Genomic DNA, 25,937 nt, shown 5'->3' on the forward strand with positions numbered 1-25,937 from the left:
GATCAATGTCAATGCCTTTCTTAAATGGTGGGTGACGGCCTAAAATTGAAAGGCTGACTCGACCCACCTCCCTACCTGTCTTCCGGACCGGTGGGACCGGCTTTGGCCGGAACAGGCAGGACGGGGAACGGCATTCCCTCGCAATTGGATCGACCGATGATTCCGTTGAAAACCCTTGGGCGCTGGTTGCGCCCGGGCCTGCTGCTGTCGTTGCTGGTGATGCTCACCGGCTGCGATGCCGTGGCCATCCTCAGTCCGAAGGGCCAGATCGGCCAGGATGAGAAGACCCTGCTGATCACGGCCACCGTGCTCATGCTGCTGGTCGTCATCCCGGTCATCATCATGACCCTGACCTTCGCGTGGAAGTATCGCGCCTCCAACACCAAGGCCCGTTACGAGCCGAAGTGGTCCCACTCGACGGCGATCGAGGTGGTGGTGTGGTCCATTCCCTGCATGATCGTGCTGGTGCTGGCGGTCCTGACCTGGCGTTCGTCGCACGCGCTGGACCCGTATCGTCCGCTGGAATCGGACGTCAAGCCGGTCACCATCGAGGCGATCTCGCTGGACTGGAAGTGGCTGTTCATCTATCCGGAAGAGAAGGTGGCGGTCGTCAACGAAATCAAGTTCCCGGTCAACACGCCGCTGAACTTCAAGATCACGTCCGATTCGGTGATGAATGCCTTCTTCATCCCGCACCTGGGCAGCATGATCTACTCGATGGCTGCGATGGAGACCAAGCTCCACCTGATCGCCAACGAGACCGGTGAATTCCCGGGCATGTCCTCGCACTACAGTGGCGCAGGCTTCGCCAAGATGCACTTCACCGCCTACTCGGTCACCGATGCCGAATACCGCCAGTGGCTGGACCAGGTCCGTGCCGGTGAGCAGACCCTGGACAAGGCCTCGTTCAAGGCCCTGGGTGAAGCACGCAACGCCGAGTGGTATCCGGTCACCTACTTCGGCAAGACCGAAGAAGGCCTGTTCGACTGGGTCATCGCCAAGCACATGGGCGACAACAAGCATTACGGCATGAAGCACTCGCACGCCGGTGCCGCCGCTGCCGATGCCGCCAGCCATGAAGCGCACGAGGGGCATGCCCCCAGTGACGCGCATGATTCCAAGGAATCGGGTGAAAACCTGGATGCCACCGAACACGAACACGCTGGCCATGCTGGCCACGCGGGTTCGGGAGAATGAACATGTTGGGAAAACTCTCTCTTGAGTCGATCCCCCACGATCCGATCGTGCTGACCACCCTGGTCGGCGCGGTGCTGGGTGGCCTGGGCGTCATGGCCCTGATCACCAAGTTCAAGCTGTGGGGCTATCTGTGGAAGGAGTGGTTCACCTCGGTGGATCACAAGAAGATCGGCGTGATGTACCTCATCGTCGCCTTCGTCATGCTGCTGCGCGGCTTCTCCGACGCCATCATGATGCGTACCCAGCAGGCGCTCGCCGTCGGCGGGTCCGAGGGTTACCTGCCGCCGCACCACTACGACCAGATCTTCACCGCCCACGGCGTGATCATGATCTTCTTCGTGGCGATGCCGCTGATCACCGGCCTGATGAACCTGGCCGTGCCGCTGCAGATCGGTGCGCGCGACGTCGCGTTCCCGTTCGTCAACTCGCTCAGCTTCTGGCTGTTCGTGTCGGGCGCTGTGCTGATCATGCTGTCGCTGTGGATCGGTGAGTTCGCTGCCACCGGCTGGCTGGCGTTCCCACCGTTGTCGGGCATCGAATACAGTCCAAGCGTCGGCATGGACTACTACATCTGGGGTCTACAGGTCGCAGGCCTGGGTACCACGCTGAGCGGTATCAACTTCTTCATCACCATCCTGAAGATGCGTACCCCCAGCATGAAGCTGATGCAGATGCCGGTGTTCACCTGGACCGCCCTGGTGACCAACGTGCTGATCGTCGCTGCCTTCCCGGTGCTGACCATCACCCTGGTGCTGCTGACCCTGGACCGTTACCTGGGTACGCACTTCTTCACCAATGACGGTGGCGGCAACGCCATGCTGTACATCAACCTGATCTGGATCTGGGGCCACCCGGAGGTGTACATCCTGGTCCTGCCGGCGTTCGGTGTGTTCTCCGAAGTCATCGCGACCTTCTCGCGCAAGGCGCTGTTCGGCTACAAGGGCATGGTCTACGCCACCGCCTGCATCGGCGTGCTGTCGTTCATCGTGTGGCTGCACCACTTCTTCACCATGGGCTCGGGTGCCAACGTCAATGCCTTCTTCGGCATCACGACGATGATCATCTCGATCCCGACCGGCGTGAAGATCTTCAACTGGCTGTTCACCATGTTCCGCGGCCGCGTGCACTTCACCACCCCGGTGCTGTGGACCATCGGCTTCATGGTCACCTTCGTCATCGGCGGCATGACCGGCGTGATGCTGGCGATCCCGGCCATCGACTTCGTGCTGCACAACAGCCTGTTCCTGATCGCCCACTTCCACAACGTCATCATCGGCGGCGTGGTGTTCGGCATGTTCGCCGGCATCACCTACTGGTGGCCGAAGATGTTCGGCTTCCGCCTCAATGAGTTCTGGGGCAAGTGCGCGTTCTGGTGCTGGTTCATCGGCTTCTACGTGACCTTCATGCCGATGTACGTGCTGGGCTTCATGGGCATGACCCGTCGCCTGCAGAGCACCGTCAACCCGGCCTACGAGCCGCTGCTGCTGATCGCCGCCGCAGGTGCCTTCATCGTGGGTGCCGGCATCCTGTGCCAGATCATCCAGGTGGCCGTGTCGATCCGCGACCGCAAGAAGACCGTCGACCTGACCGGCGACCCGTGGGATGCCCGTACGCTGGAGTGGGAAACCTCTTCGCCGCCGGCCTTCTACAACTTCGGCACCCTGCCGGAAGTCACCGAACTGGACGATTTCTGGGAGCGCAAGCAGCGTGGTGAAGCCTGGCCGAAGCCGGCCAAGTACACCGACATCCACATGCCGCGCAACACCGGCACAGGCGTTGTCATCGGTGCCTTCAGCCTGGTGTTCGGCTTCGCGATGATCTGGCACATCTGGTGGCTGGCCATCGTCGGCTTCGTCGGCATGATCGCCACGTTCATCTACCGCACCTTCGACCAGGACGTGGACTACTGGGTCCCGGCCGCCGAGGTGGAACGCATCGAGAACGAACACCGCAAGCACCTGGAAGCCCAGGGCCTGGTGAAGTCGGAGCTGAAGGCATGAGCACCAATACCTCGACCCTGAGCCACGGGCACGCCGCGCATGCGGCGGCCCATGGCCATGACGACCACGAGCACCACGACACCGGCGGCAACACCGTCTTCGGTTTCTGGGTGTACCTGATGAGCGACTGCCTCATCTTCGCCTCGCTGTTCGCCACCTACGTGGTGCTGGCAGGCGGCACCGATGGTGGCCCCACCGCGAAGGACCTGTTCGAACTGCCGTTCGTGGCATGGGAAACCGCGCTGCTGCTGACCTCCTCGCTGACCTTCGGCCTGGGCATGATCGCCATGCACCGCAAGCAGATGGGCCAGATGTACCTGTGGCTGGGCATCACCTGGCTGCTGGGCTTCGGCTTCATGTGCATGGAAGTGTGGGAGTTCCAGCACCTGATCCACCAGGGCTACGGTCCGGACCGCAGTGCCTTCCTGTCGGCGTTCTTCGCCCTGGTCGGTACCCACGGCCTGCACGTCAGCGCCGGCCTGCTGTGGCTGCTGGTGATGTTCGTGCAGCTGAAGAAGTACGGCCTGACCCCGACCAACAAGACCCGCATGGCGTGCCTGAGCCTGTTCTGGCACTTCCTGGACCTGATCTGGATCGGCGTGTTCTCCGTCGTCTATCTCAATGGAGCCCTGTAATGGCACATGACAACCATGCACACGACCACGGCACCGGCGGCGAAAGCCATGGCACCGTGAAGTCGTACCTGATCGGCTTCGTGCTGGCGGTGGTGCTGACCGTCATCCCGTTCTGGATGGTGATGTCGGGTGATTTCTCGCGCACCGTCAACGGTGTGGTCATCGCCATCACCGCGGTGCTGCAGATGCTGGTCCACCTGGTGTTCTTCCTGCACCTGGACCGTTCTTCGGAAAGCCGCTGGAACGTCAACGCTGCGGCCTTCACCGTGGTGGTGATCGGCATCATCGTGGTCGGTACCCTGTGGGTCATGCACAACATGAACGTGCACATGATGCACTGACGTCCGCGCGACGTTGCCACGCAGAAAGGCCGCCCTCGGGCGGCCTTTTTGTTTGTCGCGCCCACCGGGAATGGCACGCGCGGTGGTAGTGCCGGCCGCTGGCCGGCAATTGCGGGAAGCCGGCCAGCGGCCGGCCCTACCAGGAGATCCACGCTGTACGGGGATGGGGTCAGAGTCCTTGCCTGCAGCAAGGGATCCGACCCCAAAGCCATCGGCCTCATCCCAACTGGCATGGCCGGCACAGGGTGGTAGTGCCGGCCGCTGGCCGGCAATTGCGGGAAGCCGGCCAGCGGCCGGCTCTACCAGGATCCACGCCATGCGTGGATGGGGTCAGAGCCCTTGCCTGCGGCCAGGGATCCGACCCCAAGGCCATCGGCCTTATCCCACCTGGCATGGCCGGCACGGGGGGGAGTGCCGGCCGCTGGCCGGCAATTGCGGGAAGCCGGCCAGCGGCCGGCCCTACCAGGAGATCCACGCTGTACGGGGATGGGGTCAGAGTCCTTGCCTGCAGCAAGGGATCCGACCCCAAAGCCATCGGCCTTATCCCACCTGGCATGGCCGGCACAGGGTGGTAGTGCCGGCCGCTGGCCGGCAATTGCGGGAAGGCGGCCAGCGGCCGGCTCTACCAGGAGATCCACGCCATGCGTGGATGGGGTCTCACCCCACCCGGCGCAGGAATTCCTCGGCGTCCATCGGTCGGCCCAGGTGGTAACCCTGCAATTGATCACACCCCAGTTCGCTCAGGTACTCGCGCTGTGCCTGCGTCTCCACACCCTCTGCCACCACCTGCAACTGCAGGGTGCGCCCCAGCGCGATGATCGACGAGACGATGGCGGCATCCTCTTCATTGCATTCCAGATCGTGCACGAACGCGCGGTCGATCTTCAGTTCGGTGGCAGGCATGCGCTTCAGGTAGAGCAGGCTGGAATAGCCCGTGCCGAAGTCGTCGATGGCAATGTGCACGCCCATCGCGGTCAGGTCGTTGAGAATCGCCAGGCTGGCGTCCACGTCCTTCATCGCCGTGGTCTCGGTGATCTCCAGGGTCAGGCACGCCGGCTCGATGCGGTGCCGTTGCAGCACTTCGCGCACACTGTCCAGCAGCGCCGGCGAGGCGAACTGCAACGGTGACAGGTTCACCGCCATCGACCATTCGGAATGTCCGGCATCGTGCCACGCGCGCAGCTGTGCACAGGCACGGTCCAGTACCCAGTCACCGATCGGCAGGATCAGACCGCTGCGTTCGGCGATGGGAATGAACACATCCGGCGCCAGCAGGCCCAGCTCGGGATGCTGCCAGCGCAGCAGCGCTTCGGCGCCGGTGGCCGGTGCGCCGGCGGCAGGGAACTTGGGCTGGTAGTGCAGCACCAGCTCGTCGCGGGCGATGGCCTTGCGCAGGTCCTGCAGCAGGCGCAGCTGGCGGTTGGCACTGAGCTGCATCGAGGGGGTGAAGAACGTATAGCCGTTCCGGCCGGTCTCCTTGGTGTGGTACATCGCCGCATCGGCGTGTGCCATCAGCTCGCGCTCGTTGCCGGCATCAGCCGGATACAGGGCGATGCCCAGGCTGGCGCTGACCTGCAGCTCGGCTGCATCCAGCAGGAACGGTTCGCCCGCCGCCGCGATGATCCGCTCGGCGACCACCACTGCATCGTCGGGAACATCGATGGCCAGCACGATCACGAACTCGTCGCCGCCGAGGCGGGCGAAGGTGTCCTGTGGCCGCAGCAGGCCGCCGATACGCTGCGCCACCGCCACCAGCAGGCGATCTCCCAGCTGGTGTCCGTACGCATCATTGACCGCCTTGAAGCCGTCCAGGTCGCAGAACATCACCGCCACCGCTTGGTTGCGCCGCCGCGCCTTCTCGATGGCCTGCTCGATGCGGTCCTGCAGCAGCATGCGGTTGGGCAGCTGGGTCAGCGGGTCGTGCAGGGCGGCCTGGATCAGCCTGTCGTTGGCGTGTGCCAGTGAATCGGCCAGCAGCCCGGTGCGCACGCGCATCTGCCGGTCGAACAGCGAGGCCACCAGGGCGATGCCCAGGGTCGCCACCGTGGTGACGATCACCAGCACCGCCAGCCAACGCGTGTCGATGCCGCCGCTGCCGACCGCGCCGCAGATGCTGCCCTCCGGGAAGCGCGCCGCGGCCATGCCGGTGTAGTGCATGCCGACGATGGCCAGGCCCATCACCAGTGAGGCGAGCAGGCGCAGGCGCGTGGTGTTGCGCTGCTCGGCACGCAGGCGGAAGGCAATCCACAGCGCCGCACCGGCGGCGCCGATGGCAACCGCGATGGAGGCAGCGAACCAGCCCGGGTGATAGTCGATGCCCGGCTGCATGCGCATCGCGGCCATGCCCAGGTAGTGCATGGTGGCAATGCCCAGGCCCATCAGCACGGCGCCGGCCAGCAGACGTCGCCAGGGCAGGCTGGACCGCGACACCAGCCACAGCGCATAGGCCGAGGCGCCGATCGACACGGCCAGCGAGTACAGGGTGATGCCGAGGTCGTAGCCGACCGGAATCGGCAGGTCGAAGGCCAGCATGCCGATGAAATGCATCGACCAGATACCCAGGCCCATCGCCGCCGCGCCGCCGGCCAGCCACCAGCGGGCCACGCGGCCCTCGGCGGTGGCCAGGCGGCCGGCCATGTCCAGCGCCGTGTACGAAGCAAGAATGGCCACCAGCAGGGAGATGGCGACCAGGCTCTGACTGTAACTGCCAGTCATGTTGAATCCAGAGGGGGAGGGAGGGGGCGCCCGCAAGGCGCACGCCCGCGACAGCTATCGGCGCGGGCAGGCGGGACTTGAGCGGTCGCAGCACCTGCGACCCGGCTCGGCTATCCTGCCACGCCTGTTCCCGTTGCTGGAAATCATCCGATGGCCAAAGCCCGCACCGCCTACGTCTGCAATGAATGCGGCGCCGAATTCAGCAAGTGGCAGGGCCAGTGCACCGAGTGCAACGCCTGGAACTCGCTGTCGGAAATCGTGCTGGAGAGCGCGGCGGCGGCCAAGGCGCCGGCGTCGCGCCGGGCGGGTTGGGCGGGCAAGATCGATCCGCCGAAGATCACCGCGCTGAAGGACGTGGAGCAGACCGAGCACCGCCGGGTCAGCACCGGCATCGGCGAGTTCGACCGCGTGCTCGGCGGTGGCCTGGTCGAGGGCGCGGTGGTGCTGGTCGGCGGTGACCCGGGCATCGGCAAGTCGACCCTGCTGCTGCAGGCAGTGGCAAAGATGGCGGCCGAACTGCCGGTGCTGTACGTCACCGGCGAGGAGTCGCTGGCGCAGGTGGCCGGTCGTGCGCACCGGCTGGAACTGCCACTGGATGGGGTCAACGCGCTGGCCGAGACCGGCGTCGAGTCGATCCTGCAGCATGCCTCCAGGGCGGGCCCGCGGCTGATCGTGGCCGATTCGGTGCAGACCCTGTGGACCGAGAGCCTGACCGCCGCGCCGGGTTCGGTCAGCCAGGTGCGCGAGAGCGCGGCGCGGCTGGTGCGTTTCGCCAAGGAGACCGGCACCGCCGTGTTCCTGGTCGGCCACGTGACCAAGGAGGGCGGCATCGCCGGCCCGCGCGTGCTCGAACACATGGTCGATGCGGTGCTGTACTTCGAAGGCGAGAGCGGCAGCCGCTTCCGTTTGCTGCGCGCGTTCAAGAACCGCTTCGGTGCGGTCAACGAACTGGGCGTGTTCGCGATGGGGGACAAGGGCCTGAAGGAAGTCTCCAATCCATCGGCCATCTTCCTGTCCGGCGGCAGCACCCATCAGCCGGGCAGCTGCGTGATGGTCACCCGCGAGGGCACGAGGCCCCTGCTGGTGGAGGTGCAGGCACTGGTCGATGCATCGCCGCTGTCGAACCCGCGCCGTGTCGCGGTCGGCCTGGAGCAGAACCGCCTGGCCATGTTGCTGGCCGTGCTGCACCGTCACGGCGGCGTGCTGGTCGGCGACCAGGACGTGTTCGTCAATGTGGTCGGGGGTATCCGCGTACAGGAGACCGCGGCCGACCTGCCGGTGCTGCTGGCGGTGCTGTCCTCGCTGCAGGACCGGCCGCTGGCGGAAAAGACGATTGCCTTTGGCGAGGTTGGCCTGTCCGGCGAGATCCGCCCGGTGCCCAACGGCGAGGACCGCCTGCGCGAGGCGGCCACCCATGGTTTCAAGCGCGCCATCGTGCCCAAGGCCAACGCGCCCAAGGGCGGTTCGGTGAAGGGCATGGAAGTGATCGCGGTGGAGCGCCTGTCCGAGGCCATCGACGCGGCGTGATGCGCGGGGCTCTGCCTCTACAAGCGTCGTATACGGCAACGGTCAGCCTGCCTGTGCTAGTTTTTCCCGCTCGACGAAGGCGCCCTCTGGCGTCTTTCCGTGCCCAGGAGTAAACGATTACATGCAGGACACCACGCTCACCGCCCCCAACGCCGAAATCCGTCGCGCAGGGGTCGATCTCAATGGATTGATGACGGTGCTGGGCAAGCACCTGTATTCCACCCCGGTGGTGGCGCTGCGTGAGCTGGTGCAGAACGCGCATGACTCGATCATCCGTCGCCGCATCGAGCAGCCTGGCATCGAAGTGCCGTCGCGCATCTCGGTGCAGGTCGATGCCGCTGCCGGCGTGCTGCGCATCACCGATACCGGTGCCGGCCTGACCCGCCAGGAAATCCATGACTACCTGGCTACCGTGGGCGTCGGCTACACCCGGGGCCTGCGCCAGGGCGGGGAGGACGATGAAGGCCTGATCGGCATGTTCGGCCTCGGGTTCCTGTCGGCCTTCGTGCTGGCGCGCAGGGTCAGCGTGCGTACCACCTCGTACCAGACGCCGGAACTGGGTCATCTGTACGTGTCCAGCAATGCCGAGCAGTACACCGTCAGCGAAATGCCGGCGCGCGCGGTTGGCACCGAGGTGGAACTGGAGCTGCATTCGGATTTCCTGCCGCTGGCCAACGAGGCGCGCCTGCACGAGGTGCTGGGCCGCTATTGCGCGCTGCTGTCCGAGCCGATCTTCATTGGTGCTGCGGCCGAGGCGCTCAACCCCGAGCCGCCGCCGTGGCGCAGCCAGGGTGACGTCGTCGTGCATCCGGTACAGGCGCGTCGCCAGGCGCTGCAGTTCGCTGCGCGCTTCGAGCACGATTTCGAGCCGATCGTCACCGTGCCACTGCGCGCGGATGGCGACAGCGATGCCACCGGCCTGTTGTGGGTCCAGGATGGCGCTACCTACGGCACCAGTGACAACCGCAATCTTTCGGTGTTCGTGCGCGGCATGCTGCTGGACGACGATGCGCGCGACCTGCTGCCGCCGTGGGCCGGTTTCATCGGCGGGGTGATCGAATCCTCGCGGCTGACGCCCACCGCCAGCCGCGAAGACCTGCAGCGCGATGACCAGTACCGGGCCGTGCAGCACGCGCTGCTGGAGGCGCTGATTGATGGCCTGGCCGACGTCGCACGGCAGCAGCCGGAAGCCTGGCGACGCGTTCTCACGCGCCATAATGAGGCCTTGCTGGGCGCGGCGCTGTGCGATGACCGCCTGTTCGACCTGCTGTTGGAGCACGTGCGCGTGCCGACTTCGCAGGGCGACCTGCCGGCCAGTGCGCTGCCGGCGCGTGGTGCCGTGCATGTGATTCTCGACAATGGCGGTGGCTTCGAGGAGATGCTGTTCCGCGCGATGGGGGTACCGGTCGCGCATGGCCACCGCTATGCAGTCGTGCCGTTCCTGCGTCGCTGGGCCCAGGCCAAGGGCCTGCGCCTGGTTGAACTGGGGACCGAGCAGGGTAACCGTGCACTGTTCCGAAGCGATGACAGCCTCGACGAGGCGCAGCTGGCATGGCTGCGCGAGCAGCTGGGCGACGGCGAACAGTTGCTGCCGGCACGCTTCAGCCCCGAGTCGCTGCCGGTGGTGGTGGTGCCCGACCGCGAAGCCGAGCTGAAGCAGCGCCTGGAAGACGACGAGAACGACAAGCGCGTGTCGATGGCCGCGCTGCGCCTGGCCCGGCAGTTCACCGCACGCATCGAGTCGCGCGCGCCGTCGCGGCTGTACCTCAATCTCGACAACCCGGCAGTGCAGGCGCTGCTGCGCGCCCAGCGCGAGGGGCATCCACAGGCCGAAGCCGCAGCCCGTCTGCTGCGCTCACTGAAGATCATCGTCGCCGCGCAGGGCCGCCCGCTGGCACGCGCGAACGCTACGCCCGGCCCGGATCTCAACGGCGCCTTTACCGATATTGCCGGTGCCCTGCAGCAGATGCTGCGCTGAGCACCGTACCTTCTCATCCAGCCTTTGCTAGACAGGAGCACTTACCCCATGGACATCTGGAACTGGGTCGAAAAACTGCAGGGTGACCTGCGCCAGGCCGGCCAGGCGCAGAACGCGCACCTGCTGAACCGTCTCGCCGACGAGGTGAGTGAACTGCAGATCGACCGCGTCGATGCATTGCTGCCCGAAGCGCGTGCGCTGGGCAAGGCGCTGGACAACCCGTGGGTCGACGTCTATGTCGGCCACTGGGCGCTGCGCAACCGCGTCGGCAACCGCGTCGAAGGCGAGAGCGCGCTGGGCGAAGCGGTGGCGCTGTTCGAACGTGCGCACCGTGAGGACACGCTGGAATGCCCGCAGTCGATCTGCGTGACCCAGGATCTGGCTGCCTGCTATGGCAACATCGATGGCCCGGGCTGGGTGCCCGAGCGCATCGAGGTCTGCGATGAAACACTGGGTCGCATCGACCCGAGCTGGGCCTGTTTCCAGTGCCTGAGCTGCGAGAAGGCCGATGCGCTGCTCGATGATGGTCGTGGCCAGGCGGCGCTGGATTACCTGCAGGCGCAGGCCGATGCCGTGGAGGCCTGTGGCAAGGAAGTGTTCGACAGCTTCCCGGAGATGCAGATCAAGATCCTGCTGGGAATGGGCCGTGCCGATGAGGCACTGGCACTGATCGAAAAGCGGGAGGCCGAAGTTGCTGCGTCCGGAGAATACGAGCCGGCCAACTGCACGGTGCCGCGCCGCCTGTCCAAGGCCTGGGCGCTGGCCCAGCTGGGCCGCGACGAAGAGGCGCTGCAGCAGCTGGTGCCGTGGAGCGAGCTGACTCCGAACTACTGGCGCCTGTGGGCCAACACCGCCGCCGCGCTCTGCCAGCGGGATCCTGCGCGCAATACCTGGGATCTGGGCACGCGCTTCAACACGATCATCGAGCACTTTGCCCGGGTCGGATCGCATCGCCTGCTGATCGAAGTGGCAGCGCTGAGCCTGGAGCTGGCGCTGCAGCGTGGTGCGCGCTGGGTGGCACTGCGGCAGCTGGAACTGGCCCGCACGCATCTGGCGCAGCTGCGCCAGGATCGTGGTGCTGCGGCGCTGGTGGCCGGCCTGGCCGCGCGCATCGACGCGTTGCCGGATGTCGCACCGCTGCCGGTGCCGGCGGGCGAGCTGCTGGCATGGCTGGACGCGCAGGGCGAACAGAACCAGTCGCGCGATCCCGAGCGCGAAGCGCAGTGGTTGCTGCAGGCGCATGCCGAGTTGCCCGATGACGAGGCGCTGGCCGAGATGGCGGCCAGCGCACTCAATGCCTGCGGCGCGCAGCCCGAGGCGCGCGCGCTGCTGTGGCGGTTCGTACGCAGCCATGCGCAGAACGATGGTCCCGCGGCCTACACGTTGATGCGCTGGCTGGCCGAACAGGGCGACGACGATGGCCTGCGCCAGCTGGCCGATCTCTATCGCGGCAGCGTGCCGGTGTTCGCGCACTGGTGCGAGGTGCAGCGTGCACGCCGCGTGTCCGACTGGCCGGCGCTGGAGCAGGCGGCCCGATCCCTGCTGGAGCTGTCTCCGGGCTCGCACGGCGCGCGCGGCACGCTGGCGCGCATGTACATGGAAACCGGCCGCTTCAGCGAAGCACAGGCCTGCTATGCGCAGCTGGTTGAATTGCTGGAAGATCCGAATGCCGCGCATTGGGACCACATGAGTGCCGCCAGCGCGGCGCGGGATTGGGACGCCGTGCGTCGCTCGGCGAAGGCGATCGGCATGGAGCTGTCCAGCCTGGAAGGCGTGGTCGAAGAGCCGTGGGGCTGGGTGATCATCCGCAGCGAAGAGAACGGTGAGCCGATGGAGTACTACGCCCGTCGCAGCGGGCCGGTGACCGCGCGCATCGTCGAGAACGCGCCTTCCAACCGCGCCCAGCAGGTGGGCGACTGGGTGGTGTTCGATGCCGCGCTGGTGCATCCGGCACCCGAGGAGGAGGAAGCACGCGAGCATTTCATCCCGACCTATGCGCAGGTGCATGTGCTGGAACGCGGCGGCTACGCCCGCAGCTGGATGATCGATGGCGCGCACCCGGGCGAAGAGGCCTGGAACGTCTTCGTCGAGGCGGCCGAAGCACAGGGTTGGAAGGTGTGGTCGCACAGCCGCCCGGACTACACCGTCACCGACCCCGATGTGGAAGACGGCACGCTGCCCGGCCTGCTGTTCACCGTGGCCCAGCCGCAGGACCATGCACCGCTGGCGCTGCACCGCTTCCTCCAGCAGCAGACCGCGACGTGGCCGCATCCGCATTGCTGGCTGCGCCTGGCCGAAGCCTGCAACCAGGATCGCCAGCCGCACCTGGACGTGATCGAGCGTTACGGGTTGTAAGCCGGGTATCGGGTAGTGCCGGCCGCTGGCCGGCAGCACCGGGATATCCTGTAGTGCCGGCCAGCGGCCGGCACTCCCTCAAGGAGAAATACATGCGAAAGACAGGGATGCTCGTGATCACCGGGCTGCTGCTGGCCCCCACCGTGCAGGCTGCTCCCGCCTGCCGGGAGCCTGCGGCTGTGGCCCGCGCCTTCTACGAGGCGACGACTGGCAACGGTGATCTGCTGGATCCGCCGGCCGCGCTGGTCAGCGCGGCCTTCGGCAAGGCGCTGCGTGATGAGCGTGCCTGCCAGCAGCGCGAGGAGGGCATCTGCACGATCGATTCCGATCCGTGGCTGGATGCGCAGGATGGCGACATCGACAGCCCCGTGCGTTACAGCTGGAAAGAGGCCTCGGCGACCACCGGCCAGGTAGAAATGCGCTATTTGGTCTGGAAGAAGGCCTACGTGACCCGGTTGCCGATGGTGCGCCAGGGCCAGGGCTGCTGGCAGGTCGATGACATCCTCACCAACAGCGGCCGTTCGGTGCGGAAGATCCTGGCGCAGCCGGTGCCCTGATCGGCGGCAGCATCCACGCAGGGTGCGGTCCAGTTGCCGGCCAGCGGCCGGCACTACCGGGTGATGTTGGGGTGGATGCCGACCGTTGGTCGGCACGCCGCTATCGGGAATGCCCGAACACCAGTTCGATCACGAACTGGCTGCCGAAGAACGCCAGCAGCAGCAACAGCATTGCCGCCAGCGTCCAGTGCACCGCCTTCATGCCCCGCCAGCCGTAGCGGCGGCGGCCGATCAGCAGCACGCCGAACACGATCCAGGACAGCACGCTCAGCACGGTCTTGTGCACCAGCTTCTGTGCCAGCAGGTCGTCGACGAACAGCACGCCGGTGACCAGGGTCAGGGTCAGCAGCGCGAAGCCGACGGTGATCACCCGGAACAGCAGTGATTCCAGGTCGGCCAGCGGCGGCAGCGCCCGCAGCCAAGGCCGGAACTCGCGGCGACGCAGTGCGCGTTCCTGCAGCCACAGCATGATTGCCAGCAGCGCGGCGATGCTCAGCGTGGCGTAGGCCAGCAGCGCCAGCCAGGCGTGGCTGGCCAGGCGCCAGCCCAGTACTTTGCTCGGTTCGTGGCCGTAGCCGTGGTAGGCCAGCAGCAGCACGGCAGCCAGCGGGAACACCACCACGCCCAGCGCCGACATCCGCCCGCGCGCGCCGACCAGCGAGGTCAGCCAGGCCATGCCCAGGCCGACCAGCGACAGCGCGGCGAAAAAGTGCATGTCCGGCCCGCCGTTGGTGCGCATCGCCACCATCACGTGGTAGCTGCCATGCAGCAGCATCGCCGGCAGGGCCGGCCACAGCCAGGTGGGCGAGCCGGTGGTTTCATCGCGACCGAGCGCGCGCACCAGCAGGGCACTGGCAGCCAGGTAGAGCAGGACGGCGATGAGAACGATTGTCATCGTTGCAGTTTCGCATACCCCTGCGGTGGTGGCGACGGCCCCGTGGCCGCAGTCCGGGGAGACAGCCGGACCCGTTATACTGTCTGCCTTATTGTCCCCCGCTTTCAGACAGGTTGCGCCGCATGTTCGAGTCCCTGACCCAGCGCCTTTCCGGCACCATCGAGCGCCTGCGTGGCCGTGGCCGCCTGACCGAGGAGAACATCCGCGAGGCGACCCGCGAAGTGCGCATCGCGCTGCTCGAAGCCGACGTTGCGCTGCCGGTGGTGCAGGCCCTGATCGAGCGCATCAAGGTACGAGCGGTCGGCCAGGAAGTGCTGAAGTCGCTGACCCCGGGCCAGGCCCTGATCAAGGTCGTGCGCGACGAGCTGACCGCGGTGATGGGCGCCGAAGCCAGCGACCTGAACCTCAATGTGCCCGCGCCGGCCATCATCCTGATGGCGGGCCTGCAGGGCGCCGGCAAGACCACCACGGTGGGCAAGCTGGCCAAGCACCTGAAGGAAAAGCGCAAGAAGAAGGTGATGGTGGTCTCGGCCGACGTCTACCGTCCGGCCGCGATCGAACAGCTGAAGACCCTGGCCGAGCAGGTCGGCGTGCTGTTCTTCCCGTCCAGTGCCGACCAGAAGCCGGAAGCCATCGTCCGTGCCGCCATCGACGACGCGCGCAAGTCGTTCGTCGACGTGCTGCTGGTCGATACCGCCGGCCGCCTGGCCATCGACGAAGCGATGATGGCCGAGATCAAGGCCCTGCACGCTGCGGTGAACCCGGCCGAAACCCTGTTCGTGGTCGACGCCATGACCGGCCAGGACGCGGCCAACACCGCCAAGGCCTTCGGCGACGCCCTGCCGCTGACCGGCGTGGTGCTGACCAAGACCGACGGTGACGCCCGTGGCGGTGCCGCGCTGAGCGTGCGCTACATCACCGGCAAGCCGATCAAGTTCGTCGGCGTCAGCGAAAAGCCGGAAGGCCTGGACGTGTTCCACCCGGACCGTATCGCCAGCCGCATCCTCGACATGGGCGACGTGCTGTCGCTGGTCGAGCAGGTCGAGCAGCAGGTCGACAAGGACAAGGCGGCCAAGCTGGCCGAGAAGGTCGCCAAGGGCAAGAAGTTCGACCTGAACGACATGCGTGACCAGCTCGAGCAGATGCAGAACATGGGCGGCATCGGCGGCCTGATGGACAAGCTGCCGGGCCTGGGCAACATCCCCGACCATCTGAAGCAGCAGGTCAGCCAGGGCAAGGAAGTGCCGCGCATGATCGCCATCATCAGCTCGATGACCAAGAAGGAACGGCGCAACCCGAACCTGCTGAACGGCTCGCGCCGCGCGCGCATCGCCAAGGGCTCGGGCGTGACGCCGGCTGACGTCAACAAGCTGATGAAGCAGTACATGCAGATGGAAAAGATGATGAGCAAGATGGCCGGCGGCGGCATGAAGGGCATGTTGCGCAGCATGAAGGGCATGATGGGCGCCATGGGCGGCCGCGGCATGCCGTTCCGTTGATGCAGCGACGGGGCCGGCGCGCATTGCGACGCGGGCCCGGTCACAATGACTGGCGTATGCTGGATGGCGACTTCTCCAACAGGTATGTCGCGTGAATGCATCGCCGATTCTTGAACGCGCCGACACCTTCTGTCGGCGTTTTTCATTGCAGCTTCCGATCCTGCTGGCACCGATGGCCGGTGCCTGCCCGGTGCCGCTGTCGGCCGCGCTGGCCAATGCCGGCAGCATGGGCGCGATGGGCGCGGTGTTGTCCTCTTCGGCCGATATCGGTCGCTGGATGGACGATTTCCGCGCCGCTTCGACCGGCCCGGCGCAGGTGAACCTGTGGGTGCCGGATCCGGTGCCGACCCGTGACGTTGCCGCCGAGGCTGCCAGCCGCGCCTTCCTGGCGCAGTGGGGCCCGGACGTGCCGGCCAGCGCCGCCGATGCCACGCCCGCCGACTTCGAAGAACAGTTCGCCGCACTGCTGGCCGCACGCCCGGCGGTGGCCTCGACCATCATGGGTGTGTTGCTGCCGCGCTACGTGCAGCAGTTGAAGGATGCCGGCATTGCCTGGATCGCCTGCGCGACCACCTTGTCCGAAGCGCGTGCAGCACAGGACGCCGGTGCCGATGCGGTGGTGGCGCAGGGCATGGAAGCGGGCGGCCATCGCGGTGCGTTCGATCCGGCGATGGCCGAGCGCCAGCTGGTCGGCCTGTTCGCGCTGCTGCCGCGCCTGGCCGATCACCTGCAGATCCCGGTGATTGCCGCCGGCGGTATCGCCGATGGCCGCGGTATCGCGGCCGCGCTCACGCTGGGGGCCAGCGCGGTGCAGATCGGCACCGCGTTCCTGCGCACGCCCGAAGCCGCGATCGCCTCGGCGTGGGCCGATGGGCTGGCCGCCAGCGAACCGGAAGACACTTGGCCGACCCGCGCTTTCAGCGGCCGCCTGGGCCGCGGCCTGGCGACCGCCTATGTGCGCGCCGCTGCCGCAGAAGGCGCCCCGCCGCCACGCCCGTACCCGGTGCAGCGCGGGCTGACCGCGCCGATGCGCAAGCAGGCCGCGCAGGAAAACCGCCTGGCGGCGATGCAGGCCTGGGCCGGGCAGTCGGCGTGGATGGCGCCGGCACAGCCGGCCGCCGACGTGCTGCGCGGCATGTGGAGCCAGGCGCAGGCGCTGCTGCGATGACGGTGACCTGCAACGGCCTGCCGGCACAGGTCGAGGATCTGCTGCCGGCGCTGGTCAACTACGGCCATTTCACCTCGCTGCAGGTGCGCGACCACGCGGTGCAGGGACTGGACCTGCATCTGGCGCGGCTGTCACAGGCGACGCGTGCACTGTTCGGCAGCGAGCTGGATACGGTGCAGGTACAGACCTGGATGGCACAGGCCCTGCAACTGGCCGGCCTGGCCGATGCCTCGCTGCGGGTGACGGTGTACTCGCGCCGGTTCGATTTCCGCAACCCGCTGGCGGCGGTGCCGGTGGACGTGCTGGTGGCAGTATCAGCGCCGGTGGCCCTGGTCGCGCCCAAGCGCGTGCGCAGCGTGGTCTGGCAGCGCGAAATGCCGCAGATCAAGCACGTGGGCACGTTTGGCCTGTTCGCCGAGCGCCGAGCGGCGATGGCCGAAGGATTCGACGATGTGCTGTTCGTGACCGCTGATGGCGACGTGAGTGAAGGCAGCACCTGGAATCTGGCCGTGCACGATGGTGAACGGCTGCTCTGGCCGCAGGCGCCGGCCCTGCGCGGTACGGCCGAAGCGCTGCTGAAGCGGCATTGGCCCGATGCGCAGTTGACGCGGCCGTTGGCGCTGGCTGAACTGGGCAGTGTGAAGGCCGCTTTTGCCTGCAACGCCAGCGGCCTGTGGGCGCTGGAGGCCATCGACGGGCATCTCCTGCCAAGCTCGCAGGCGCTGGCTGAACAGGGCAGGGCGGTGCTGGCGGCGGTGGCTTGGCAGGGGCTGGGGCCAGATCCCTTTTGCGCCGCAAAAGGGATCTGACCCCAAGCGAACCCCCCGGGGTTGGCTCGGCCGGACTCTGCCGCTATAATCGCCCGCTTACCTCGCCATCCTGGCGACTGGGCAATAGGAAAAACACCATGGTCAAGATTCGACTGACCCGCGGCGGCGCCAAGAAGCGTCCGTTCTACCACATCATCGTCACCGACGTGCGCAGTGCGCGCGACGGCCGCAACATCGAGCGCGTTGGTTTCTACAACCCGGTCGCCCAGGGCGGCGAGAAGCGCATCGAGCTGGACCTGGCCCGCGTTGACCATTGGGTCAAGAACGGCGCCCAGCCGACCGACAAGGTCCGCAACCTGATCAAGGAAGCGACCAAGTCCCAGGCCGCTGCGGCCTGATCCTGACGGGCCACGCTTCGGCGTGGCCCTCTTGGTTGAAGCAGATGAAAGATATCGAGCGCCGCATCCTGCTGGGCAGGGTTGTCGGCGCTTTTGGTGTGCGCGGCGAGATCAAGCTCGAGTCCTGGACCGAGCCACGTTCCGCCATTTTCCGTTACCAGCCGTGGATCGTGCGCAGCCCGTCCGGCGTGGAAACCACGATTGAAGGTGTGCGTGGCCGCGACAGTGGCAAGCACCTGGTCGCCCGGTTCCCCGGCGTCGAGGACCGCGATACCGTCGAAGCGATGCGCGGCACCGAGATCTACGTGGCCCGCAGTGCCCTGCCACCGCCGAAGCCCGATGAGTATTACTGGGTGGACCTGGAAGGCCTGGACGTGAAGACCACCGAGGGCGTTGCCCTGGGCCAGGTCTCGCACCTGTTCAGCACCGGCGCCAACGACGTGGTGGTGGTCCGAGGTGACCGCGAGCGGATGATCCCGTTCGTGCAGCCGGACTTCGTCAAGTCGGTCGATTTTGAGGCCAACCTGGTCGTGGTCGACTGGGATCCCGAGTTCTGAGTGTGAGCATGCGTTTCGACGTCATCACCCTGTTCCCCGAGTTCCTCGCCCAGTCCGCTGGACTGGGCGTGGTCGGGCGCGCGCAGGAGAAGGGGTTGTTCAGCCTGCATGGCTGGAATCCCCGTGATTACGCCGAAGGCAACTACCGCCGGGTGGACGACCGTCCATTCGGTGGCGGCCCGGGCATGGTGATGCTGATCGAGCCGTTGCAGGCCTGCCTGCAGGCGATCCGCGATGCTGATCCGACCCCGGCGCGGGTGATCCATCTCAGCCCGCAGGGGGCGCCGTTGACCCAGGCCAAGGTGCGGGAACTGGCGGCATTGCCGCGCATGGTCCTGCTCTGTGGCCGCTACGAGGGCATCGACGAGCGTTTCCTGGAAGCCAATGTCGACGAGGAAATCTCCCTCGGCGACTACGTGCTGTCGGGTGGCGAGCTGGGTGCGGCGGTCATCATCGACGCCGTGGCCCGCCTGCAGGACGGGGCCCTGAATGACGCTGAATCAGCGGCCCAGGACAGCTTCGAAGGTGATCTGGGCCTGCTCGACTGTCCGCACTACAGCCAGCCGGCCCAGCACCCTCTGGGCGACGTGCCGGACGTGCTGCGCTCAGGCAACCATGCGGCCATCGCCGCGTGGCGCCGCCAGCAGTCGCTGGTCCGTACCGCCCAGCGGCGCCCGGACCTGCTGGATGAACAGGCGCTGGGCAAGGCCGACCGCACGCTGCTGGAACAGGGCCGTCAGGTCCAGAAACAGAAGGCCGACCCCTAGCGCAGGGCCGGCTTTATCGGCTATCATGGCCAATTACCGCCAGCCCAGGCCGGCGCGCGCAGTATCCACAACAAACGTGCAGCACAGTCCGGTGACTGCATGAGCCCACGTTGTCTACATGACACGCCCACCCGAACAAGAATCGGTGTAACCCATGAGCAAGCTGAACAAGTCCATCGTCGCGGAATTCGAATCCGCCCAGATCACCCGTGAACTGCCGAAGTTCAGCCAGGGCGACACCGTTGTCGTCAACGTGAAGGTGAAGGAAGGCAGCCGCGAGCGCGTGCAGGCCTACGAAGGCGTCGTCATCGCCACCAAGAACGCCGGCCTGAACTCCTCGTTCACCGTGCGCAAGATCTCGCACGGCTACGGCGTCGAGCGCGTGTTCCAGACCCACAGCGCCATCATCGACTCGGTCGAAGTGAAGCGTCGTGGTAAGGTCCGCGCCGGCAAGCTGTACTACCTGCGTGGCCTGGAAGGCAAGGCTGCCCGCATCAAGGAAGACCTGGCTGCCGCTGCTGCCGCCAAGGCTGCCCGTCTGGCCGAAAAGGCCTGATAAACAACTTCGGTTGTTGCCGCGACGGCCACCTTCGGGTGGCCGTTTGCGTTTCCGGCATCGCATCGGCCACGATCAGGTGATGAACGACATCAACCCGCGCTATCCCGCCGTGATCCAGTCGGCGTTGCGCTTCCTCGACGGCAAGGGGCTGGCGCGTGTGCAGTCGGCGCCGTTGCTGCATCGCCTGCTGTGGCGCATGGGCATCGCACTGCCACCGCCAATCCTGGCCGGCTTCGGTACCAATGCGCTGGTGCAGGGCCTGTTGTTCGGGCTGTTCTGGACCGCACTGATGTGGCTGATGCTGTGGCAGGGCAGTGAGCGTCCGCTGGCCTTGCTGCTGGCGGCCGGCCTGTTGGCTGGTGCGCTGTTCGGCGTGGTGATGGCCGGCTTGATGCGCTCGCTGCGCCGTCACCGCAAATTACCGGAGTGGCGCCAGTTCCGCGCGGGGCAGGCGGACTGAGCCGATGGCGCACTGCGCCGTGACCGCCCGGCACAGGCCGCGGTAGGCTGCCGGCATCATCCCGATGGACGTGCCGTGCGATGCCTGCCAAGCGAACCGCACCTTCCGCTGCGCCCAAGCTGTTGTCAGGCGGTAATCCGCAGATCGCCAAGGGCGAGGGCGATGCCACGGTACAGGCCTATATCGCGGCGATGCCGGACTGGAAGCGGCCGATCGGCGCACGGCTGGATGCGCTGGTCGAACAGGCCGTACCCGGGGTGCACAAGGCGGTGAAGTGGAACTCGCCGATGTATGCGGTGGCCGCGGGCGAAGGCTGGTTTCTCAGCTTCCATTGCTTCACCCGCTATATCAAGGTGGCGTTCTTCCGCGGCGCTGCGCTGAAACCGGTGCCGCCGGAGCCGTCCAGGAGTGCCGATACGCGCTACCTGCACATTGCACAGGATGGCGTACTGGATGAAGCCCGGTTTCTTGACTGGGTGCGCCAGGCCGCGGCATTGCCCGGCGAACACATGTAAGCCCACCGTTCTGATCTCCTTGCCGACGAGAGCCGCTGATGGCCACGCATGCACCCAACCCGGCCGATGCCGGAACCCCGGCCGCCGAGCTGATCGATGCGCGCATCGCCGAACTGGGCGACTGGCGTGGCGAAGCGCTGGCACGCGTGCGTGCGTTGATCCATGAGGCGCTGCCCGACGTGCAGGAAACCTGGAAATGGCGGGGTACACCGGTGTGGGAGCACAACGGCATCCTGTGCACCGGCGAGACCTACAAGCAGGCGGTGAAGCTGACGTTTGCCAATGGCGCGGCGCTGGCCGATCCGAAGGGACTGTTCAACGCCAGCCTTGAGGGCAACACGCGGCGCGCGATCGATATCCATGAAGGCGCGATGCCGGATGCCGCCGCGTTCAAGGCGCTGATGCGCGCGGCGGCCATGTTCAACGCGGCGAAGAAGAAGAAGCGGTAGAGCCGGCCGCTGGCCGGCTGTGCCGCGATGCTGCTGGAGAGGTGTGAGGTTGCCGGCCAGCGGCCGGCACTACCGTGGCGTTCACTGGCCCATGAGGTTGCCGGCCAGCGGCCGGCACTACCGCAGCGGTGCGGCATCCGGGTCGGCCACCGGCGACGGCGGGCAGGCCGGAATTTCCGACGGCGTGGCCAGTTCCTCGGCGTGCGAGGGCTTGCCCATCATCTTCGCCTTGCGCCAGCCGCCCCAGCGGTAATACGCCAACGACAGCAGCATCGACACCAGCGAGCTGACCGGGAAACTCCACCAGATCGCATCGGCGCCCCAATGCGGCTGCAGCAGCTCGGCGAACGGCACGCGCACGCCCCACAGCGAACCCGCCAGGATCAGCAGCGGCGGGATCACCGCGCCGGTGGAGCGCACCACGCCGGAGATCACGAAGCTGACGCCGAAGAACAGGAACGAGCCGATCACCACGTGGTTGAGGTGACGGGCAATGTCCAGCGCCTGGCTGGCCGGCGGCAGGAACAGCGCCAGCAGCTGGCGATCGAACAGCACCAGCGGCAGGATCAGCGCGCCGGTCAGCAGGAAATTGAACAGCACGCCCTGGCGTGCGGTGCCGCGTACGCGGTCCCAGCGCTGTGCACCGACGTTCTGCGCCGCCATCGAAGAGCACGCCGCGCCGATCGCCATCGCCGGCATCTGCAGGTAGTTCCACAGCTGCAGGGAAGCGCCGTAACCGGCGGCGGTGTCGGTGCCGTACTGGTTGACCATGGTCATCAGCAGGATCACCGACAGCGAGATCAGCACCATCTGCAGGCCCATCGGCACGCCCTTGAGCACCAGCGCTTTCAGGATGGTCAGGTCGAGCTTGAACAGGCGCATGTCGGCGCGGCCCAGCCACAACGTGTGGCGCTTGTGCCGCATGTACAGCAGCAGGCCGGCCAGCGACAGCGTCTGCGCGACGAGCGTGGCCCAGGCCGAGCCGGCGATGCCCAGCGCGGGGAACGGCCCCATGCCGAAGATCAGCACCGGGTTCAGCACGATGTCCAGTGCCACCGACACCATCAGGAAACGGAACGGCGTGCGCGAGTCACCGGCACCGCGCAGCGCGGCGGTGAGGAAGGCGAACGCATACAGCGTCGGCATCGCCAGGAAGATGATCTGCAGGTAGGCCTCGGCCAATGGCAGCGAGGCGGCCGGCGTGCCCATCGCCGCCAGCAGCGGATGGGCCATGAACCAGCCGGCGATGGCGATGATCACTGACAGGCCGATGAAGAAGGTGGCGCTGGTACCCACCACGCGCCGCGCCTGCGCGATGTCGCGCGCGCCGATCGCCTGGCCGATCAGGATGGTCGAGGCCATGCCGAAGCCGAACACCGAGCCGATCAGGAAGAACATGATGTTGTTGGCGTTCGCGGTGGCGGTCAGTGCCGCCTCGCCGAGGAAGCGCCCGACCCAGACCGCATTCACCGAACCGTTCAGCGACTGCGCGATGTTGCCGGCCAGGATCGGCAGGGAAAACAACAGGAGATTGCGGCCGATCGGGCCGGAGGTCAGGTCAAGCGGCGCTTTGGCCATGGAGTGGTGATCGAATCCCGGGAGGCGCACACTAGCACCAAGCCGGTTTGCGGGATGTGGCAATGCGTCAACGACTGCAGGTGAAGCGAAGGCTGGCGCTGGCCTTGATCGGCGCCGCGCTGGCCGCATGTTCGACAGGTGACCGGCTGGGCGATACCCAGGTGCGGCCAACCGACCGCCCCGAGTGCCTGGTCGGCAGCCAGCGCCAGGATCTTTCCGCCAGCGTTCCCACCCTGATCGGGGGCAGCGGCTGCCGCACCGACCCCGACAACCCGCGTCCCCTGAACAAGCGAACGGAGTAGTCCCTGCCGATGACCGAGCTTTCCGCGCTGTCGCCCAGTGTCCGCCTGGACATCTGGCTGTGGGCGGCCCGTTTCTTCAAGACCCGCAGCCTGGCCAAGCAGGCCATCGAAACCGGCAAGGTCAGCGTCGCCGGGCAGCGCCCGAAATCCTCACGCGCAGTGCGCGTCGGTGAGCAGCTGCAGGTCGACCGCGGCGAAGAGCATTTCGAGATCCAGGTGCTGGGCCTGAGCGACCAGCGCGGGCCGGCGCCGACGGCGCAGCAGTTGTATGCCGAGAGTGAGGCCTCCAAGGCGCGCCGTGCCGAACAGCGCGCGTTGCGCATCGCGGCGCGCGATGGTTTCCAGCCGCCGGAGCACAAGCCGGACAAGCGCGCACGGCGGTTGATCCGCGCGCTCGGCGATATCGACGCGTTGTAAGCAGCAGGGCGCCAGACCGGATCCGGCGCCCCCTTGGCTCAGCGCTTGCCGCCCAGCAGGCTGCCGCCGATCTTCAGCAGATCGCCCACGCCGAGCTGGCCGTCACCGTCCTGGTCCAGCAGGCTGCCGAGCAGGCCACCGGCAAGACCGCCCTGCTGCTGCACCTGCTGCTTTTCCTGGCCGAGGGCCTGGCTGAGCGAGCCGGCGTCGGCCTGGCCGCCACCGAGGCGCTGGGCGAGGAAAGCCATCACGATCGGTGCGAGGATCTGCAGCAGCTGGCTGGTGCGGCCACTGTCGAGCTGGGTGGCCTGGGCCAGGCCGGTTTCCACCTTCTGCTGGTTGCCGCCGAAGATGTGGCCGAGGATGCCGGCGCCATCGCTGGCGGCACCACCGCCACCGCCGCCCAGTACCGAACCGAGCACGCTGCCCAGGTCCAGCCCACTGTGGTTGTTCTGCAGCGCGCCGAGCAGCGCCTGCGCGCCCTGCGGCTGCGAGGCGTTGTTGCCCAGCGCGCCCATCAGCACCGGCAGCGCGGCACTGATCGCGCCGGAAGCCTGGGTGTCGCTGATGCCGAGCTGCTGCGACACCTGCTGCAGCGGTGCGCCCTGCAGTTTGGCGAGAAGTTCGTCGGTGAGGCTCATCTGCGGAATCCTTGATTGGGGTGGGGCGTGCAGAAGGTACGACGCGGACCGTTAAAACGGCGACGCCGCCTCACGGGGAGGCGGCGTGCTGTTCACGGGGCAGGGCGATCAGAGCTCGATGTCTTCGGCGCCCGGGGTCGCGGTGGGGAAGTCCGCTTCCGGCTGCGCCGGCTTGAACGGATCCGAAGGCTGGCTGGCCAGCGCCTTCAGCGCTGCGGCAACGCCAGCGCCATAGGCCGGGTCGGCCTTGCTGCAGTTGTCGATGTGGCGCTGCTTGATGAAGTCCGGCGCATCGCCCAGGGCGCGGGCGGTGTTGGCGAACAGGCGGTCCTTCTGTGCCTGGTTGTAGCTGCGGAACAGCGCACCGGGCTGGCTGAAGTAGTCGGCGTCGTCCTCACGGAAATTCCAGAAGTCGGCGTCACCGCGGATCTTCATCGGCGGCTCGCGGTACTGCGGCTGTTCCTGCCACTGGCCGTAGCTGTTCGGCTCGTAGTGCGGCAGGCCGCCGTAGTTGCCGTCCACGCGCATCGCACCGTCGCGGTGGTTGCTGTGCACCGGGCAGCGTGCGGCGTTCACCGGAATCTGGTGGTGGTTCACGCCCAGGCGGTAGCGCTGCGCATCGGAATAGGCGAACAGGCGTGCCTGCAGCATCTTGTCCGGCGACGGGCCGATGCCGGGCACCAGATTGCTCGGTGCGAACGCGGACTGCTCGACGTCCTGGTACCAGTTGACCGGGTTGCGGTTCAGTTCGAACTGGCCCACTTCGATCAGCGGGTAGTCGCTCTTCGGCCACACCTTGGTCAGGTCGAACGGATGGATGCGGTAGGTTTCCGCCTCCAGCTCGGGCATGACCTGGATGAACAGCTTCCACTTCGGGAAGTCGCCCTTCTCGATTGCGGCGAACAGGTCGCGGCCGTGGCTTTCGCGGTCATGGCCGACCAGGATCTGCGCCTGCGCGTCGGTCAGCGATTCGATGCCCTGCTGGCTGACGAAGTGGAACTTCACCCAGAAGCGCTCGCTGTCGGCGTTGGTGAAGCTGTAGGTGTGCGAGCCGAAGCCGTGCATGTGGCGGAAGCTGCGCGGGATGCCGCGGTCGCTCATCACCACGGTCACCTGCAGCAGGGCTTCGGGCAGCAACGTCCAGAAGTCCCAGTTGTTGCGCGCGCTGCGCAGGTTGGTATGCGGGTCGCGTTTCACGGCCTTGTTGAGGTCGGCGAACTTGCGCGGGTCGCGCAGGAAGAACACCGGCGTGTTGTTGCCGACCAGGTCCCAGTTGCCTTCTTCGGTGTAAAACTTCAGCGCGAAGCCGCGGATGTCACGCTCGGCGTCGGCGGCGCCACGCTCGCCGGCCACCGTGGTGAAGCGCGCGAACATCTCGGTCTGCTTGCCGACCTTCTCGAACAGCTTGGCACGGGTGTACTTGCTGATGTCGTGGGTGACGGTGAAAGTACCGAACGCGCCCGAGCCCTTGGCGTGCATGCGGCGCTCGGGAATGATCTCGCGGTTGAGGTTGGCCAGCTTCTCCAGCAGCCAGACGTCTTCCATCAGCAGCGGGCCACGTGGGCCGGCGGTCTTGCTGTTCTGGTTGTCCACCACCGGTGCGCCGAAGGCCGTGGTCATCGGCGTGACCGGATCATCGCCGTGCTTCTGCTTGGGC

At 66.8% G+C, this 25,937-nt stretch carries 25 protein-coding genes; 20 read left to right on the forward strand and 5 right to left on the reverse strand.

The window, feature by feature from the left end:
- The first annotated feature begins 156 nt into the window (after positions 1–156).
- From cyoA to cyoD, 4 genes are read left to right on the forward strand one after another with little or no spacing between them, the layout of a single operon-like run.
- Positions 157–1,197, forward strand: coding sequence for a ubiquinol oxidase subunit II (gene cyoA, locus Q9Q79_RS06025; protein WP_005408581.1), 1,041 nt, complete (start codon positions 157–159; stop codon positions 1,195–1,197).
- Between the two features lie 2 nt (positions 1,198–1,199).
- Entirely contained in the window at positions 1,200–3,197 is a 1,998-nt protein-coding gene (gene cyoB / locus Q9Q79_RS06030) for a cytochrome o ubiquinol oxidase subunit I (RefSeq protein ID WP_005408582.1), read from the forward strand.
- The gene (gene cyoC, locus Q9Q79_RS06035; RefSeq protein ID WP_005408583.1) at positions 3,194–3,832 is read left to right on the forward strand and encodes a cytochrome o ubiquinol oxidase subunit III; all 639 of its coding nucleotides are present in this window, start codon (positions 3,194–3,196) and stop codon (positions 3,830–3,832) included. The genes cyoB and cyoC overlap by 4 nt, the downstream gene beginning before the upstream one ends.
- Positions 3,832–4,173 carry a cytochrome o ubiquinol oxidase subunit IV gene (cyoD, locus tag Q9Q79_RS06040; protein ID WP_005408584.1) on the forward strand — a complete coding sequence of 114 codons (342 nt, stop codon included), beginning with the start codon at positions 3,832–3,834 and terminating at the stop codon, positions 4,171–4,173. Before cyoC ends, cyoD begins: the two co-directional genes overlap by 1 nt.
- Positions 4,174–4,830: 657 nt before the next feature.
- Here the strand turns inward: cyoD and Q9Q79_RS06045 are convergent.
- Positions 4,831–6,888 carry a bifunctional diguanylate cyclase/phosphodiesterase gene (locus tag Q9Q79_RS06045; protein ID WP_005412645.1) on the reverse strand — a complete coding sequence of 686 codons (2,058 nt, stop codon included), beginning with the start codon at positions 6,886–6,888 and terminating at the stop codon, positions 4,831–4,833.
- Between the two features lie 150 nt (positions 6,889–7,038).
- Here Q9Q79_RS06045 and radA point away from each other — a divergent pair, with 150 nt between their 5' ends.
- From radA to Q9Q79_RS06065, 4 genes are all read left to right on the forward strand, one after another.
- Entirely contained in the window at positions 7,039–8,415 is a 1,377-nt protein-coding gene (radA, locus tag Q9Q79_RS06050; protein ID WP_005408586.1) for a DNA repair protein RadA, read from the forward strand.
- A 121-nt stretch (positions 8,416–8,536) separates the two neighbouring features.
- Positions 8,537–10,393 (forward strand): ATP-binding protein, encoded by a 1,857-nt coding sequence (locus Q9Q79_RS06055; protein WP_005408587.1) that lies wholly within the window; start codon positions 8,537–8,539, stop codon positions 10,391–10,393.
- A 48-nt stretch (positions 10,394–10,441) separates the two neighbouring features.
- Entirely contained in the window at positions 10,442–12,748 is a 2,307-nt protein-coding gene (locus Q9Q79_RS06060; RefSeq protein WP_099524808.1) for a tetratricopeptide repeat protein, read from the forward strand.
- 92 nt (positions 12,749–12,840) lie between these two features.
- Positions 12,841–13,305, forward strand: a complete 465-nt coding sequence (locus Q9Q79_RS06065; protein ID WP_005408589.1) for a hypothetical protein — start codon at positions 12,841–12,843, stop codon at positions 13,303–13,305.
- 100 nt (positions 13,306–13,405) lie between these two features.
- On the opposite strand, the gene ccsA is transcribed toward Q9Q79_RS06065, so the two are convergent.
- Positions 13,406–14,200, reverse strand: a complete 795-nt coding sequence (gene ccsA, locus Q9Q79_RS06070; protein ID WP_065183100.1) for a cytochrome c biogenesis protein CcsA — start codon at positions 14,198–14,200, stop codon at positions 13,406–13,408.
- A gap of 122 nt (positions 14,201–14,322) precedes the next feature.
- Here ccsA and ffh point away from each other — a divergent pair, with 122 nt between their 5' ends.
- From ffh to Q9Q79_RS06120, 10 genes are all read left to right on the forward strand, one after another.
- Positions 14,323–15,699 (forward strand): signal recognition particle protein, encoded by a 1,377-nt coding sequence (gene ffh, locus Q9Q79_RS06075; protein WP_005408591.1) that lies wholly within the window; start codon positions 14,323–14,325, stop codon positions 15,697–15,699.
- A 91-nt stretch (positions 15,700–15,790) separates the two neighbouring features.
- A complete protein-coding gene (locus Q9Q79_RS06080) occupies positions 15,791–16,867 on the forward strand; it encodes a nitronate monooxygenase (RefSeq protein WP_049397947.1) in 1,077 nt (358 codons plus the stop codon).
- Positions 16,864–17,676 (forward strand): aminotransferase class IV family protein, encoded by an 813-nt coding sequence (locus tag Q9Q79_RS06085; protein WP_201864045.1) that lies wholly within the window; start codon positions 16,864–16,866, stop codon positions 17,674–17,676. The genes Q9Q79_RS06080 and Q9Q79_RS06085 overlap by 4 nt, the downstream gene beginning before the upstream one ends.
- 98 nt (positions 17,677–17,774) lie before the next feature.
- Complete coding sequence (rpsP, locus tag Q9Q79_RS06090; protein ID WP_005408594.1) at positions 17,775–18,035, forward strand: 30S ribosomal protein S16; 261 nt, start codon at positions 17,775–17,777, stop codon at positions 18,033–18,035.
- Positions 18,036–18,079: 44 nt separating this feature from the next.
- Positions 18,080–18,592 carry a ribosome maturation factor RimM gene (gene rimM, locus Q9Q79_RS06095; protein ID WP_005408595.1) on the forward strand — a complete coding sequence of 171 codons (513 nt, stop codon included), beginning with the start codon at positions 18,080–18,082 and terminating at the stop codon, positions 18,590–18,592.
- Positions 18,593–18,600: 8 nt separating this feature from the next.
- Entirely contained in the window at positions 18,601–19,359 is a 759-nt protein-coding gene (gene trmD / locus Q9Q79_RS06100) for a tRNA (guanosine(37)-N1)-methyltransferase TrmD (RefSeq protein WP_012479531.1), read from the forward strand.
- 154 nt (positions 19,360–19,513) lie between these two features.
- The gene (gene rplS, locus Q9Q79_RS06105; RefSeq protein ID WP_005408597.1) at positions 19,514–19,915 is read left to right on the forward strand and encodes a 50S ribosomal protein L19; all 402 of its coding nucleotides are present in this window, start codon (positions 19,514–19,516) and stop codon (positions 19,913–19,915) included.
- A gap of 82 nt (positions 19,916–19,997) precedes the next feature.
- Positions 19,998–20,378, forward strand: a complete 381-nt coding sequence (locus Q9Q79_RS06110; RefSeq protein WP_012479532.1) for a DUF6404 family protein — start codon at positions 19,998–20,000, stop codon at positions 20,376–20,378.
- Between the two features lie 80 nt (positions 20,379–20,458).
- On the forward strand, positions 20,459–20,893 hold the full coding sequence (locus Q9Q79_RS06115) for a DUF1801 domain-containing protein (RefSeq protein ID WP_005412655.1): 435 nt from the start codon (positions 20,459–20,461) through the stop codon (positions 20,891–20,893).
- A gap of 38 nt (positions 20,894–20,931) precedes the next feature.
- Positions 20,932–21,342 carry a DUF1801 domain-containing protein gene (locus tag Q9Q79_RS06120; RefSeq protein ID WP_012479533.1) on the forward strand — a complete coding sequence of 137 codons (411 nt, stop codon included), beginning with the start codon at positions 20,932–20,934 and terminating at the stop codon, positions 21,340–21,342.
- 117 nt (positions 21,343–21,459) lie between these two features.
- Here the strand turns inward: Q9Q79_RS06120 and Q9Q79_RS06125 are convergent, their stop codons facing one another.
- Positions 21,460–22,920 (reverse strand): MATE family efflux transporter, encoded by a 1,461-nt coding sequence (locus Q9Q79_RS06125; RefSeq protein WP_172711860.1) that lies wholly within the window; start codon positions 22,918–22,920, stop codon positions 21,460–21,462.
- A 62-nt stretch (positions 22,921–22,982) separates the two neighbouring features.
- Here Q9Q79_RS06125 and Q9Q79_RS06130 point away from each other — a divergent pair, with 62 nt between their 5' ends.
- Positions 22,983–23,222 carry a hypothetical protein gene (locus tag Q9Q79_RS06130; protein ID WP_201864046.1) on the forward strand — a complete coding sequence of 80 codons (240 nt, stop codon included), beginning with the start codon at positions 22,983–22,985 and terminating at the stop codon, positions 23,220–23,222.
- Positions 23,223–23,231: 9 nt separating this feature from the next.
- Positions 23,232–23,639, forward strand: a complete 408-nt coding sequence (locus tag Q9Q79_RS06135) for an RNA-binding S4 domain-containing protein (protein WP_024956742.1) — start codon at positions 23,232–23,234, stop codon at positions 23,637–23,639.
- Positions 23,640–23,677: 38 nt separating this feature from the next.
- Here the strand turns inward: Q9Q79_RS06135 and Q9Q79_RS06140 are convergent, their stop codons facing one another.
- Both Q9Q79_RS06140 and Q9Q79_RS06145 read right to left on the reverse strand, forming a co-directional pair.
- Positions 23,678–24,280 carry a DUF937 domain-containing protein gene (locus tag Q9Q79_RS06140; protein WP_005408604.1) on the reverse strand — a complete coding sequence of 201 codons (603 nt, stop codon included), beginning with the start codon at positions 24,278–24,280 and terminating at the stop codon, positions 23,678–23,680.
- A 108-nt stretch (positions 24,281–24,388) separates the two neighbouring features.
- A complete protein-coding gene (locus tag Q9Q79_RS06145) occupies positions 24,389–25,900 on the reverse strand; it encodes a catalase (RefSeq protein ID WP_012479536.1) in 1,512 nt (503 codons plus the stop codon).
- Positions 25,901–25,937 lie beyond the last annotated feature (37 nt).

The organism is Stenotrophomonas sp. a6 (assembly GCF_030913325.1).
Taxonomy (GTDB): Bacteria; Pseudomonadota; Gammaproteobacteria; order Xanthomonadales; family Xanthomonadaceae; genus Stenotrophomonas; species Stenotrophomonas maltophilia.